Genomic DNA, 234 nt, shown 5'->3' on the forward strand with positions numbered 1-234 from the left:
GCCTCCTTGAGGCCGACGAAGCGCCCGATGAGATAGAGGGCGAGATCCTGCCAGCTCGATCCGCCCCCGGCCATGACGATGCGCTGGGCCTCGCCGCTCAGCACCAGCGACTGGCCCGGCTTCACCTTCACGCCGGGATAGTTGTTAGCGAGCGTCTCGACATAGCCCCAATGGATTGTGGCCTCGCGATTTTCCAGCAACCCCGCTTCCCCGAGCAGGACCGCGCCGGAACAG

The 234-nt window shown here is 65.8% G+C and carries 1 pseudogene; it reads right to left on the reverse strand.

From position 1 onward, the window contains the following. Positions 1–200 (reverse strand): annotated as a pseudogene (locus BQ8794_RS32790) (AraC family transcriptional regulator); the annotation flags it as partial. Positions 201–234 lie beyond the last annotated feature (34 nt).

It is taken from the genome of Mesorhizobium prunaredense, assembly GCF_900156895.1.
GTDB classification, from domain to species: Bacteria; Pseudomonadota; Alphaproteobacteria; order Rhizobiales; family Rhizobiaceae; genus Mesorhizobium; species Mesorhizobium prunaredense.